Below are 13,808 nucleotides of genomic sequence, written 5' to 3' on the forward strand. Positions count from 1 at the left end.
AAAACTATTGGCAAGGAAGAGATTAACATAATGAAAAAGTCCCTTATCGCAATGGCCCTAGCAACCTCCTTTTTGGGTGGCTGTGGCACGTCAGATGTAAATAACGAACCCCAAGCAAAAGTGACTGAAGCTGAAGTCACTAACACTGCTAACAACAAAGCAGAACTCGGGAGCTTTGGTGTCGATCTCAGTGCGCGTAACGAAGCCGTAAATCCAGGCGATGACTTCTTTATGTATGCTAGCGGCACATGGTACGACAACTATGTAATGCCAGCTGACAAAACCCGCTTTGGCGCCTTTACCGGTCTTGCTGAGCGCAGTGAAAAACAGGTTAAAGAGATCATCGATGATATTGCTAGCCGCACTGACCTTAATGCCGAAGAACAGCTAATCGCCGATTTTTACCAGTCATACATGGATACTGATACGATTAATAAACTCGGTATCACCCCTATCCAGAGCACGCTAGAGCAAATCAGTGCGATTAAGTCTACTGACGATTTAACTAAAGTATTTGGTCAAGCTTGGTTAACGGGCGCCACCTCCCCAATATCTGGTGGCATGTGGTTTAACCGTCTTGATCCAAACCAGTATGAAATGTCTATTGGTGCCGGGGGCTTAGGCTTACCCGATCGCTCTTACTACCTAGAAGACGCCGAGCGTTTCGTTAAAATCCGTGAAGCTTACGTCAATCATATTGCTGAAATGCTGGCCTTTGCTGGTATAAAAGATGGCCAAGCACGTGCAACCGCTATTCTTGCACTAGAGACTAAGATGGCTGAAGGCCAATGGCCACGTGAGAAGCGCCGTAACCGCGACCTAACACTGAACCAAGTGAAGCGCGCTGATTTAGCAAAAGACTACCCAGGATTTGATTGGGATGTTTATTTTGAACAAACTGGCTACCAAGTACCACAGCTAAATATCTCTCAGCCAGATCCTGTCAAAGCGATGATTGACCTCGTTAATACGCAACCTCTGAATGTATGGCAGGATTACCTGACCTTCCACACAGTCAGTAACAATGCTGGTCTTTTATCAGAAGATATTTACGCGGCCAACTTTGGTTTTTATGGTAAAACTCTAAGCGGTCAAGAAGAGCCTCGTCCACGCTGGAAACGCGCGGTATCAGAGATGTCAGGCACTCAGTCACTCGGCTTTGCTATCGGCAAGGTGTATGTTGCGCGTTACTTCCCAGAGTCATCTAAGCAACAAATGGCAGAGCTGGTTGAAAACCTGCGTACCGCTATGGGTGAGCGTATTGACGGCCTAGACTGGATGGGCGCTGAAACTAAGGTCAATGCTCACGCTAAGCTTGCAGCATTTAACCCTAAAATTGGCTACCCTGATGTTTGGCAAAAGTTTGATGGTTTAGCGCTCACCAACAAAGACCTCGTAGGCAATATTCAAAATCTGCGTCAATACTTCAATACTGATAGCGTAGCTAAAGAGCTTAAGAAAACTGACCGTAACCGTTGGGGTATGACACCACAGCGCGTTAATGCCTATTACAACAGCTCGTTTAACGAGATTGTATTCCCAGCTGCAATTCTACAACCGCCATTTTTCGATCCCAATGCCGACCCTGCCGTAAACTATGGTGGTATTGGCGCGGTTATCGGTCATGAAATGGGTCACGGTTTTGATGACCAAGGTTCAAAGTCTGACGCTAACGGGATCCAACGTAACTGGTGGACAGATGCTGACCGTGCTGCATTTGAAGCCAAAGCCGATCAGCTTGCCGCGCAATACAGTAAGTATGAACCAATCCCAGAAAATTTCGTCAACGGCCGTAACAGCCTAGGTGAAAACATTGGTGATGTTGGTGGTTTATCAATGGCTTACCATGCATACAAGTTGAGCCTAAACGGTAAAGAAGCTCCTGTGATTGATGGTGTAACTGGTGATCAGCGTTTCTTCCTTGCTTGGGCACAAGTATGGAAAGAAAAACGTACTGAACAAAGCATGCTAAACCAGCTACGTGCAGGCACCCATGCTCCGGGCCGCTACCGCGCTCAAGCACCACGTAACCACGATGCTTGGTACAAAGCATTTGACGTAAAACCGGGTGACGAGCTGTATTTACCAGAAGATCAGCGCGTACGCATTTGGTAATGGGCTAACTCACACTTTAACAAGTCCACTGAAGTTAAAGTAAGTTAAGTTCTCCCTTAAATGCCAGTCAGTCACCTGACTGGCATTTTTTATTCCTCATCGCTCTCAATCAGATTAAACGGTTATATTCATAACTCGATTTTAAGGGTTTAAAAAAGAGCAACTGACCCGATATCTATACTGTTAACACAAAGCAATCAATGTCGCTCGGCGCTAACAACAAATGCAGTTAACAATTGTCGTTAACAGAGCTAATACCTATAGGACAGAACATGACAAACCCATACACACCAGCAAAAGTTTGGACCATGGATAATGAAAATGGCGGCGAGTGGGCCAGCATCAACCGTCCAGACTCTGGTCCAAGACATAAACACGTATTAGCCAAAGGTAAACATCCGCTGCAGCTGCATTCACTGGCGACACCTAATGGCCAAAAAGTCACGATTATGCTAGAAGAGTTACTCGCCAAAGGCGTGACTGGGGCTGAGTATGATGCCTATCTAATTAACATCGGCGAAGGCGACCAGTTCGGTTCAGGCTTTGTCGATATCAATCCAAACTCTAAAATCCCCGCCCTTATCGATACCACAGAGACAAAGCCAATTCGTGTGTTTGAGTCGGGTAATATTTTGCTTTATTTAGCCGAAAAATTTGGCTACTTTTTACCAACAGAGCTGGCGGCTAAAACCGAGGTCATGAACTGGTTATTCTGGTTACAAGGTTCTGCACCTTACCTTGGCGGCGGCTTTGGCCATTTCTATGCTTACGCACCAGAAAAGTTCGAGTACCCGATTAACCGTTTCAGTATGGAGGCTAAGCGCCAACTTGACGTGCTCGATAAACAACTCGCCAATAACGAATTCATTGGCGGTAATGAATACAGTATTGCCGACATCGCAATATGGCCTTGGTACGGCAATTTAGTGCTTGGCAACTTATACGATGCCGCCGAATTTTTAGATGTTGCCAGCTACCCTAACCTACAGCGCTGGGCTAAACAGATTGAACAGCGCCAAGGCGTGCAGCGTGGCCGTATCGTTAACCGCTCATGGGGTGAGGAGTGGGAGCAATTAGCTGAGCGCCATAGCGCCGCAGACATTGACGCCGTGTTAGCAAAGCAGCCTTAACGCTAAGTTAATAACTTGCTTAAGGACCTGCTTAAGGGCTTGCTTAATTACTAAATTAAAGCTTGAGCTAAGGGCTGAGCTTAAGAAAAAAAGGCGGCGGGTCACATCGCATTCGGCGCCTTTTTGCATCTGCAAGCGAGGGCTTCCACTAGCGTCTCATCCCCTATGCAGTCACTATTAGACTGTCACACTTAGACAATCATTCTTAGACTGTCATAATTAGAGAGTCAAAATTAGAGAGTCAAAATTAGAGAGTCATAATTAGAGAGTCATAATTAGAGAGTCATAATTAGAGAGTCATAATTAGAGAGTCATAATTAGAGAGTCATCACTAGCTACCAACACCACTACGGCTTAAACGCTTAATAATATCTTGATGCTGCGGGTAATCCGTCAACAAGGTTTCTTGGCTAAACAACTCAAAATCATCAAAGGTAAAACCTGGAGAAACCATACAACCGACCAGTGAAAAGCCTGGCTTATTCATCGCCGAACCAAAAATACAGCCCTTAGGGACTAAAAATTGTGGGCGCTCGCCCGCAGCCATATCTAAGCCTAATTGTGCGCTGGTCAGCTCCCCTTGCTCATCAATCATATAAATCGTTAATGATTCACCTGCGTGGAAATACCACATCTCATCCGCCGTTAAGCGATGAAAGTTCGATACTTCGCCGGTACGCAATAAAAAATAAATACTCGTCCACAGTGCCCTTGTGTCATCGAACTGCTGCTCTGAGCGATATGACGAGCGAAAATAGCCACCTTCAACATGTTGTTCTAATTCGAGATGTTCAATAAATTTTTCAGCGGTTTGCATTGCAACTACCTATTATTTTGGTTGGGAACGTTTTAATTGAAAACGTTGTTGTAGGGAACGTTTCTAAAACAGAATATCCCGAAAGTGTAATCCAATACCGTAATAAAGACTGCGAGCAAAATTAGAATTTCGGGCATTGCTAATACTTTCTAATACTGTAAAAGGTGCAATAAATGGTGCAATAAAAAAGCCAAAACTCATTAAGCTCGGGCTTCCATAATCTATCCATAAAATAACGGATTTAGTGTTTGCCGGTCACGCCGTCACGCACCATATCTTTGCCAGTTTCATACACTTCATCGGTTACCCAACGGGCATGTAACAGCTTATGGTTATTATCAAATACGGCAACAAAGTGACGACCATCGGCATTATTAGTCGCCATGCCAACACCAGCTACACCTTCAAGACCCAAACCACCCGTTTCAATCGACACTAATAAACGTCTTAGGTCATCCAAATTATCGATAACTTTTTGCTCGTCACTCATCTTCAATACTCTTGTGTTCGTTACTTAGCAAATGGACCATATGACCCAAAGCCTACTATGTGGCGTACTTTACAGATCCTAGCTTCTGATGAAAAGACTGTAAAATGAATAAGCCAACGAATGTATCTATTGTGGCTAAATGAACGCTTATCTCTATTTCACTGGCTGCATTTTAATCGGCTGCATATTGAGTCTATTAGCTTAGTCACAAAACGCGGCTTATTTTACTCAATCTGATTGCGCGCATGTAATACTCCCGCCGTGATAATACCAATCAGTTTAAAGATTTGGTCGCTCAGCGAGAATTTAGCGGTTATGAGGCAAGGTCATTAAATGCTCCAGCATGAATGACATTCACCACATCTGACCTTCAAGGATGGAGGAAATGTCTTATGTATGTCTGGAACATACAAGACCATGTGGTTTGCGATGAGTGAAGATCATAGTTGAACTAAAGTTTAGCTCCCTCTTGTTCATTAAGAGTCACAGCAGCTGAGCCGCTAAAACTCGCCATTCTGGAGCGATTTTGGCTGCCTACTTCTGCGTTGAACAGCTTTACAAGGGAATAACCATTCTTTCAGCTATTCGCCTTGAATTAGTTTGCCAAAAACCGCTCTGAGTAGAGCAACTTCTTATACTGATTGATATAACCCTACAAACAATAAGATGGATGCATACTGATGTCTGAGATTAAATTTGGTGTATTAGGACAGTATTTTCATTGTCCTGTGAAAGGTGATTTTGAGTACGCAGCTCAAGCGCTAATCTTGGTCGATAATAACGGTATTATTAAATCCGTTCTCACAGAAAAAAACGTCGATTTTGACCAGCAAATAAGTGCATTATCGAACAATAAGCAACTCATAGAATTGAGTCCTACTCAATATCTCATGCCCGGTATGGTCGATTTACATGTACATGCGCCGCAATTCCCACAAGCGGGGAAAGGGCTAGATCTGCCACTGTACGATTGGCTGCAAGATTATACTTTCCCGCTTGAAGCCAAGTTTGAAGATATGGGCTTTGCCAAGAAAATTTATCCAGAGCTAGTGCAATCACTGCTCGCTAACGGCACCACCAGCGCCGTGTATTTTGCCACTATCCACAAAGACACTTCAGTTGAGCTTGCTCGTGAATGTGTAAAGCAAGGCCAGCGTGGCTATGTTGGCAAGGTCAATATGGATGAAGCCAGCCAATGTCCGCCATTTTATATCGAAGCATCTACCCAAGATGCCCTTATCGAGACCGAAGACTTTATTAAGCAAGTCTTGGCACTTGAAGGCAACGAGCATCAGTTAGTATCACCGGTTGTCACCCCGCGTTTTGTGCCAAGTTGCACCAGCGACATGCTACAGGGCTTAGGCGACTTGGTGAAAAAGTACCAATGCCATGTGCAGACTCACTGCTCTGAGAGCGACTGGGCACGGGATTATAGCCAAGAGATGTACGGCAAGACAGATGTTGAGATCTATAACGATTTTGGCTTAATGACCAGCAAAACCATTTTGGCGCATTCAATCTTTTTAACCCCAAATGATCACCAAATGATTAAGGCTACAGGCGCAAGTATTGCCCACTGCCCGCTATCTAACATGTACTTTGCCAATGCGGTGATGCAAACCCGTGAAATTTTAGATAACGAGCTAAAATGCGGTCTAGGTAGCGACTTAGCTGGCGCGCCAATCCCATCGATATTCCACACTTGCTTAGATGCGGTGAATCACTCTCGCGTACGCGAAGATGGCACTTCAACTTATTTGCCAGCTGATACTCGCGGTGAAAGCGGCAGTCGTATTTCATTCTTAGAGTCTTATTGGATGGCAACGGTTGGCGGCGGACAAGCCATTGATGTCAAGGTAGGCTTGTTCCAGCCAGGGTTTGAATTCGATGCGCTGGTGGTTGATACCAGCGTCACTGACAGCAACATTTTTATCCTCGATGAAATGGACAGTGCTAAAGATAAGCTTGAGAAAATCATCACCCTCAACAGTCGCCAAAACATCCGTAAGGTGTGGGTAAAGGGCCTGATGGTGGTTGAAAAATAATTGCCTAGTGACTACTAAGCCACGGCTATAAAAAAGGCTCAGAAGGATTACCTTCTGAGCCTTTTTTTATGCTTAACGCTTTTTTACAAGCTACTCATTAACACGGGAGTGATTAATGACCATCAACAAAAGCAAATTTGAAAATAAACAGTAGTGCAACGATAGCCACCCCTGGGTGAATTTCACGCCAGCGATTTGTGCCTAGCTTTAACACGCAATAGGTAATAAAACCTGCCGCAACGCCTTCGGTGATAGAGAAGGTAAATGGCATCATCACCGCAGTAATAAAGGCCGGAGCTGACTCAGTTAAGTCTTTGCCATCTATTTTTGCTAGTTCAGATGACATTAAAATCCCCACATAAACCAAGGCGCCAGCAACCGCATAACCTGGAACCATTGCCGCCAGTGGCGAGAAGAAAATAACCAGGATAAACAGCAGACCCGCAACGATTGCAGTTAAGCCTGTGCGGCCACCAGCAGCAACACCGGCAGAACTTTCAATGTAAGCGGTCACTGTAGATGTGCCCATATAGGCACCAACCACAGAGGTTGCAGAGTCAGTAATCAACGCTTGCTTCATACGCGGAAAACGACCACGTTTATCGGTAAAACCACATTTCTCTGTTACACCTATCATGGTGCCAGAACTATCGAACAAGCTCACCAAGGCAAATGAGAAAATAACGCCCATCAGCGCCACATCAAGTGATCCAGCCAAGTCTAACTGACCGAAGGTATTAGCAATGCTCGGCGGCATAGACACAATACCGGTGTACTCAATATCACCCATCAAGGCCGCTATGGCGGTCACAATAGCAATAGACACCAGCACTGCAGAATGAATGCCGCGAGAGGCCAAAATAACGATAATAAAGAAGCCTAGCGCGCCCAAGACACATTGTAGCGAGCTCAAATCACCGACCGTGATCATAGTTGCAGGGCTTGCCACCACTATCCCCGCGTTACTAAAACCGACCATAGCGATCAGTAAGCCAATACCGCTAGGAATACCGATGCGCAGACATTTGGGAATGTTAGTTAAGATCCACGAGCGGATCCCGAGTAAGGACACTATGGCAAAACAGACTGCGCCCCAAAAAATGGTGCCCATACCGACTTGCCAACTGACGCCCATACCGACTACGACGGAGAAGGCAAAAAACGCATTCAGCCCCATGGCTGGTGCCAATGCTATCGGTAAGTTAGCAATCAAGCCCATACCAATACAGCCAATCGCACTGATCATACAAGTCACCACAAATACCGCACTGGCATCCATTCCTGCTGCAGAAAGGATTTGCGGGTTCACAAATACGATATAAACCATGGTCATAAAGGTGGTGATGCCGGCAATGACTTCGGTTGATACTGTAGTGTTATGGGCTGATAGTTTAAAAAAGCGCTCTAGCAACCCGCCTTTAGCTGGCACCTGCGCGGCATTAACTGCGGCTGCGTCAAGGTTGTCGTTACCAACAGAGTTGGGTTTGTTGCTTGCGGTACTCATGAATAGATTGTTTCCATCTTTAACTCAGCGAATCTGCGCCCCAAACAGTAGGTATAAAGTGTATCGCGCTAACTTTTTAGTAAAAAACGCACGCACTTAATCGCCAGAAATATGCTTTCTGCCGACGACGACTTATTGATTATGATATGACATTACGAGATGGCGATATTGTAGGCTACGAGCCCCTTAACCATGAGTGATTAACTTCACATATTTCAGAGTTAATTTGAAAACAACCAATCTTGGCAATGCAAGCCTAAATAAGGCTTATGAATGATAGCTGCTATCAATATTGCTGCGAAAGCCGAGTGCACAATCATGCCAAGTACTGCTTTCACGGTGGTCAGTCTCAACAAGCACAGCAAGAACCGATCGTCACTCTTAATGCCATAGTCGTTAATAGCATTAATAACATAGACGTTAAAGCCGAAACCACTACTAAATCAGCAAGTGAAATAGTCGTATGCGAGCAACTAAGTTGCGCCAGTAGCCAAGCCCCAACGGCGGAACCGATAAAGGCTGCGAGCCCTCGTAAGAGCCCAGCGCAGATGCCACAGTCTGTGGTCAACTATGACAAGACCTGCTTTAGCGCCTAATTTTTGGTGGCACTACGACTGGGGTTAACGGTTACAGCGGCCTATTATAGTAGCGAGTACCTTATCTGCGCTTCTGTTCTTGGGGCAATCATGTCGACCGTTTACGGCCTAAGCTTGCGTAATGAACGCCGCAACCTAAAAACGGCAAATCAGGTAATTAAACCTATCATGGACATCCTATATCGGGTTCGCGATGGTAAGCAGCAACTTTTAGCCTTCTTACATAAGCTTAGCTAGAATAAAACGAGAGTTAATCTTGAAAGCCAGCAATCAATTGCTGGCTTTATTATTTGTCCTATTTTATAGGTTGCCAGCCTATCGGCATAAACATACCTTTGCTCTGCTTCTATTGTGGGATAGGTTTTTTTTCAACTTCGCGTTTAAGTTCATCGGCTTTTTTACGGGCTTCATTTTCATATTTATCAGCATCTTTTCTCACTTCGAACGCATCCTTGTCAGCCCTGCGCATATCCTCGCTCATATCTTTACGGGCATCACGCTCATACTTATCGGCATCTTTTCTCGCCTCGATCGCATCCTTGTCAGCCCTGCGCATATCCTCATTCATATCTTTGCGGGCCTCACGCTCGTATTTATCGGCATCCTTTCTAGCGTCTTGTGCCTCTTTCTTAGCTGCTTTCATATCCTTATCAGCCACTTTACGTGCTTCACGATCATACTTATCGGTATCCTTTCTAGCGTCTTGTGCTTCTTTCTTAGCAGCTTTCATGTCCTTATCAGCCGCTTTACGTGCTTCACGATCATACTTATCGGCATTCTTTCTTGCCTCGCGCGCCTCTTTAGCTGCCTGTTTTTCTTCTTTTCGCAGCGTTTTGTCTAGCTCTTGCTGCCCCTTATTCAATTCTTTTTGCGCTTGTTTTTCGGCTTTTTGTGGTGGCTCTGCTACTGCACTTGGTGCGAGCACCAACGAGGTCGATACTAGCAGTACACTGACTAGTTGTGTGGCTGTCATCTTCAAACTCCTTTTAGCTTAACCTAAGCAACTGAATAAATGAGTAATTAACTAAGTAATTGACTAAGTAACTGTCTAAGTAACTGTCTAAGTAACTGTCTAAGTAACTGTCTAAGTAACTATAGCTCTGTCGGTAACATTTCAAGCTGCTGCTACCAAAAGAGCAAAATTGAATCATTCAAGTATAGTCAAAATATCAGCGTTAAACGCTTTATCCTCTGTAACTAAGAGCCTAATAGACTTGGGGTTTGTTGCGGACAATTTATAAAAAAAGATTAATGTGAAAACTCCGCGTTTTTTCTATATATGGGATATCTAAAACATAAATAAGTGTGGCAGTATATTCAGCCACAAAGGCATAGCCATAAAAATAAATCAATAAAAATAAAAAGTTAGCAACAAACTGGTGTTTTTTTTATAACGCCTTTATCTATTTTCTAGGAGTCATATGAATACAGTCTTTACCATTGGCGAACTGGAATCGTTTTTAATTGCGATTCTGGTGCTTTTCATAGGTCATACGGTTAACCGCTATGTTCCACTGCTTAAGAAATACAATATCCCCGAACCCATTGTTGGTGGGCTTCTAATTGCAGCCCTTATCACTGTGCTGCACTTTAACAATATCACAGTGGCATTTAGCCTCTCGATGCAAAACACCCTAATGCTGATGTTCTTTAGCACCGTAGGATTAGCCGCAAACTATAAGTTATTACTCAAGGGCGGTAGTAAAGTATTCCAATTTCTCGGTGTCGCCTCACTGTTTATCGTTATTCAAAATATCGTCGGCATTAGCTTAGCGAACCTATTGGGTCTAGAGTCTTTCATGGGCTTACTAGCAGGTTCTATTACCCTTTCAGGTGGCCACGGTACCGGCGCGGCCTGGGCGGATACCTTCCAAAGTGAATATGGTGTCAATACCTTAGAGTTTGCTATGGCTGCTGCCACATTTGGTTTAGTCATGGGCGGGATTATCGGCGGACCTGTGGCGCAACGGCTTATTAATAAAAATAACTTAGTATCAAGTTACGGTGTGGGTGGAAATCATCATACCGACCACCCAGATCTGGTAACTTATGATCAGCTTGAAGAGGACAGAGTCACAGCTAAAAGTGTATTAGAAGTCCTGTTTATCATGCTGTTGTGTGTCGCGGGCGCGAAATGGACTAGCGCCATTATTGAAGCCCTAGGAGCGAGCTGGCTCAAGATGCCTGAGTTTGTCTATGCGCTGTTTATTGGCGTAATGATTACCAACTTAACTGAAATATCTCGCGGCTACAAAATCAACAGTGAATGTGTTGACGTACTGGGCTCAGTCTCGCTAGCGCTGTTTTTATCTATGGCTTTAATGAACTTAAAGCTTTGGGAGATCTTTGATCTCGCCATACCGCTACTTGCCATCTTAGTGGTACAAACAGCCGTGCTGGCGCTCTTTGCCTATTTTGTGACATTCAGAATAATGGGCAGTAACTATGATGCAGCAGTAATGGCGGGGGGCCATTGCGGTTTTGGCTTAGGCGCAACGCCTACTGCAGTGATGAACATGGGTGCGCTAGTATCAAGAACAGGCCCATCACCACAGGCCTTTATGGTGGTACCGATTGTGGGCGCTTTCTTTGTTGATATCGTTAACGCGTTGATCCTCAAAGGCTTCATGATTTTTATTGGCTAGGTTTCAATAGCAAACTGTATTCTAGCCGCAAAAAAGCCAGCGATTAACGCTGGCTTTTTTATCACAGTTTCTAGTCTCAGCTTGTACCGTCTCAGTACTCCCTAGCACCTTTCTTTGCCTTTTCTAGAACCTAAGACCTTACTCGTCCCATAATCGAAACGTTCTGTAGTGACCTAGTCACGTTCGCTAGGCCGTTCCACTCTTCTAAAACCATCTCATGTAACGTCTCAGCTCTTCCTAGGAGCTCGCACCTAGGACCTTCTTTCCCGCCTCAACTTGTCCGGCTTTTACTTGCTCAACCTTGGCATAGTATCTAGAAAGCTTGATATAGATAAGTAAGGATAAAAATATCACCCCACCACCAATAAGCTTTTGGCTTTCAAGGGATTCGCCTAGCACTATCACGCTAAGGATCAGCGTCCAAATCGGTTCTAAGATCATCAAAAGCGCGGCGGTTTCCATACTCACCTTATATTGACCCATCGTCTGTAATAGGTATCGCACAGACGTTGCGATTAAGGTAGATATGGCAAACCAGATAATCAGGTTACTCGAAAACACTATGGTGTGAGGCTGAGTAAAAATCGCATATACCACGCCCACAACCCCCACAACAAACAGCTGCAAGCAGATAGAAACAAGCGGTTTTAAGTTGCCACTGATTCGTTTATTCAGCACGAAATGTACCGACAGTAAAGACGATGCTAGCAAGAACAACAACTGGCTCACTTGCATATTCCAGCCGTTGGTTAGGCTAAGTAGCATCATGCCGCTAATACTCACGGGCAGTGCAATCCAAAAGGCGCGGTTAGGCTTAATTTGAAACAGTAACCAAGCCGTAAGCGGGGCTATAATCATCGCTAAGCTCATGATAAACGCGCCTTCAGATAAGCTCTCACTGATCGACACTGCGTATATCCAAACCTGCAATGCGCCGCCTAGAAATACACCGACACCACAAGCCGATAGCACTTGCTTCAAGCTCAATTTAAGCAAGCTTTTATAGCAAAATGGCACCAAGATCAGGCTTGCCAATATAAAACGCGTCCCAATAAAGACCTCGCCAGGCATCGATTGCACCACAATTTTTGAGGCTACCCACCCCACAGCGGCCAACAAGGTGGCGATAAATAGATACAACACTCCGCGCATTAATAGCACTCTTAAATAGAAGGCCTACAGCCAATTAGCAAATGGGATTAGGTGGTATAGCATGGGTGAAAAGTAATTCTTTCACCGTGCTAATAACAAAAATAGCAATCCCATTTACATGGGATTGCTATTGGCTTGTCGTGCTATTTTAAAGTAAGAACCGCTATTAACGCTACAGATTATACTCAGTGTAATCCGTTAAGCCTTTTTCAGCGCCGCCAAACAAGGTTGCCGGATCATGAGCGGCCAAAGGATAGCCATGCTTTATGCGATTAGGTAAATCTGGGTTAGCCACAAATGGACGACCAAAACCAATCATATCGGCAAGGCCATCAGCAATGGTTTGCGCCGCTTTGTCTGCGTCATATTTACCGGCATAAATCAAAATACCATCAAATGCAGCACGCACTGCATGTTTAAAGCTTTCTGGTGTTTCTGGCGCATCATCCCAGTCCACTTCAGCAAGATGTAAATAGGCAATCCTATGCTTATTGAGCAGCGCTGCCGCTGCGGTATACGTCTCTTCAGGGCTCGCATCCACTGTGCCGTTGAGTGAGGTAAATGGCGCTAAACGCACGCCCACTTTGTCGCTGCCAATAGCATCTACCATGGCGGCAACGACTTCATCTAAAAAGCGTAAACGATTTGCAATGCTGCCACCGTATTCATCGGTGCGATTGTTCGCTTCAGAATCAATAAACTGATTCACCAAGTAACCATTAGCTGCGTGCAGTTCAATGCCATCAAAACCTGCTTCTACGGCATTTAATGCAGCTTGTCGGTACTGACCTATAACCTGTTCAATATCGTCCTTGGTCATTGCTCGTGGCTCAACCACCTCAACAAAACCTGGCTCCTCAGTACCATTATCGATAAACACTTTAACGCCTTCAGCTTTTAATGCTGATGAAGAGATAGGTTGCTCGCCGCCAATATTATCAGGATGAGTAACACGGCCTACATGCCATAATTGAGCAAAAATCACTCCGCCTTTTGCATGTACTGCGTCGGTAGTTTTCTTCCAACCGGCAATTTGCGATGGGCTATAAATACCAGGCGTCCAAGCATAACCTTGGCCCATTGGTGAGATTTGCGTGCCTTCGGCAACAATTAGACCCGCCGATGCTCGCTGAGCGTAATAAGTGGCCATCATATCGTTAGCTTCATTACCCGGCTGACTCGCTCGCGAGCGGGTCATTGGTGGCATCACAATACGGTTATTAAGAGTATGTCGGCCAAGCTGTACGGACTGAAATAATGCATTTTTCATCTTAAGTTCCTTATCAATAACCCGCTGTATTTACTCTTATAGAC

12 protein-coding genes are annotated in these 13,808 nt (G+C 44.8%); 6 read left to right on the forward strand and 6 right to left on the reverse strand.

Annotated features, from left to right (window positions below; all coding sequences use genetic code 11):
- Nucleotides 1–30: 30 nt before the first annotated feature.
- Both ACVBIU_RS13075 and yghU read left to right on the forward strand, forming a co-directional pair.
- Nucleotides 31–2,115: a M13 family metallopeptidase gene (locus ACVBIU_RS13075; protein ID WP_447163974.1), complete on the forward strand. Its 2,085-nt coding sequence runs from the start codon at nt 31–33 to the stop codon at nt 2,113–2,115.
- Between the two features lie 272 nt (nt 2,116–2,387).
- Nucleotides 2,388–3,245 (forward strand): glutathione-dependent disulfide-bond oxidoreductase, encoded by an 858-nt coding sequence (gene yghU / locus ACVBIU_RS13080; RefSeq protein ID WP_447163975.1) that lies wholly within the window; start codon nt 2,388–2,390, stop codon nt 3,243–3,245.
- Nucleotides 3,246–3,576: 331 nt separating this feature from the next.
- Here yghU and ACVBIU_RS13085 read toward each other — a convergent pair whose 3' ends face one another.
- Both ACVBIU_RS13085 and ACVBIU_RS13090 read right to left on the reverse strand, forming a co-directional pair.
- Nucleotides 3,577–4,062, reverse strand: coding sequence for a cupin domain-containing protein (locus ACVBIU_RS13085; protein WP_447163976.1), 486 nt, complete (start codon nt 4,060–4,062; stop codon nt 3,577–3,579).
- A gap of 241 nt (nt 4,063–4,303) precedes the next feature.
- A complete protein-coding gene (locus ACVBIU_RS13090) occupies nt 4,304–4,552 on the reverse strand; it encodes a hypothetical protein (protein WP_447160700.1) in 249 nt (82 codons plus the stop codon).
- Nucleotides 4,553–5,232: 680 nt separating this feature from the next.
- On the opposite strand from ACVBIU_RS13090, the gene guaD reads away from it, so the two are divergent.
- Nucleotides 5,233–6,597, forward strand: a complete 1,365-nt coding sequence (gene guaD / locus ACVBIU_RS13095; protein ID WP_447163977.1) for a guanine deaminase — start codon at nt 5,233–5,235, stop codon at nt 6,595–6,597.
- Nucleotides 6,598–6,709: 112 nt separating this feature from the next.
- Here guaD and ACVBIU_RS13100 read toward each other — a convergent pair whose 3' ends face one another.
- Complete coding sequence (locus tag ACVBIU_RS13100; protein WP_447163997.1) at nt 6,710–8,008, reverse strand: NCS2 family permease; 1,299 nt, start codon at nt 8,006–8,008, stop codon at nt 6,710–6,712.
- A 362-nt stretch (nt 8,009–8,370) separates the two neighbouring features.
- On the opposite strand from ACVBIU_RS13100, the gene ACVBIU_RS13105 reads away from it, so the two are divergent.
- Complete coding sequence (locus ACVBIU_RS13105) at nt 8,371–8,697, forward strand: hypothetical protein (RefSeq protein WP_447160698.1); 327 nt, start codon at nt 8,371–8,373, stop codon at nt 8,695–8,697.
- Nucleotides 8,698–8,703: 6 nt separating this feature from the next.
- On the forward strand, nt 8,704–8,934 hold the full coding sequence (locus ACVBIU_RS13110; RefSeq protein ID WP_447160697.1) for a hypothetical protein: 231 nt from the start codon (nt 8,704–8,706) through the stop codon (nt 8,932–8,934).
- A gap of 109 nt (nt 8,935–9,043) precedes the next feature.
- Here ACVBIU_RS13110 and ACVBIU_RS13115 read toward each other — a convergent pair whose 3' ends face one another.
- Complete coding sequence (locus ACVBIU_RS13115; protein WP_447163979.1) at nt 9,044–9,670, reverse strand: hypothetical protein; 627 nt, start codon at nt 9,668–9,670, stop codon at nt 9,044–9,046.
- 448 nt (nt 9,671–10,118) lie between these two features.
- Between ACVBIU_RS13115 and gltS the strand changes: the two genes are divergently transcribed.
- Nucleotides 10,119–11,342, forward strand: a complete 1,224-nt coding sequence (gene gltS / locus ACVBIU_RS13120; RefSeq protein WP_447163980.1) for a sodium/glutamate symporter — start codon at nt 10,119–10,121, stop codon at nt 11,340–11,342.
- Nucleotides 11,343–11,579: 237 nt separating this feature from the next.
- Here gltS and ACVBIU_RS13125 read toward each other — a convergent pair whose 3' ends face one another.
- Together ACVBIU_RS13125 and ACVBIU_RS13130 are read right to left on the reverse strand one after the other, a co-directional pair.
- Nucleotides 11,580–12,494 carry a DMT family transporter gene (locus tag ACVBIU_RS13125; RefSeq protein ID WP_447163981.1) on the reverse strand — a complete coding sequence of 305 codons (915 nt, stop codon included), beginning with the start codon at nt 12,492–12,494 and terminating at the stop codon, nt 11,580–11,582.
- A gap of 172 nt (nt 12,495–12,666) precedes the next feature.
- Nucleotides 12,667–13,764, reverse strand: coding sequence for an alkene reductase (locus ACVBIU_RS13130; RefSeq protein ID WP_447163982.1), 1,098 nt, complete (start codon nt 13,762–13,764; stop codon nt 12,667–12,669).
- Nucleotides 13,765–13,808 lie beyond the last annotated feature (44 nt).

It is taken from the genome of Shewanella sp. 30m-14 (assembly GCF_052977125.1).